At 66.3% G+C, this 383-nt stretch carries 1 pseudogene; it reads left to right on the top strand.

Features of this window, described 5'->3' with window-relative positions:
* Window positions 1-383, top strand: a pseudogene (locus EOA24_RS41190) (DNA mismatch repair protein MutS); the annotation flags it as partial.

The raw sequence follows: 383 nt of genomic DNA, 5'->3' as shown, positions 1-383 counted from the left end.
TGCACATGCCGACCGATAACGACGCTCCGGACACGATGGCGCCGGCGCCCGCCCTGGGCGGCGTCACGCCGTTGATGGAGCAGTATATCGAGATCAAGGCGGCGAACCCGGATTCGCTCCTGTTCTACCGCATGGGCGATTTCTACGAGCTGTTCTTCGACGATGCCGAGAAGGCAAGCCGCGCGCTCGGCATCGTGCTGACCCGGCGCGGCAAGCACCAGGGCCACGACATTCCGATGTGCGGCGTGCCGGTGCATGCGGCGGATGACTATCTGCAGAAGGTGATCGCGCAAGGCTTCCGCGTCGCCGTCTGCGAGCAGACCGAGGACCCGGCGGAGGCCAAGAAGCGCGGCTCGAAATCGGTGGTGCGGCGCGACGTGGTG

The organism is Mesorhizobium sp. M2A.F.Ca.ET.039.01.1.1 (assembly GCF_003998035.1).
Classification (GTDB): Bacteria; Pseudomonadota; Alphaproteobacteria; order Rhizobiales; family Rhizobiaceae; genus Mesorhizobium.
The sequence above is the reverse complement of the archived record's forward strand: the minus strand, read 5'-3'. Positions and strand labels throughout refer to the sequence as shown.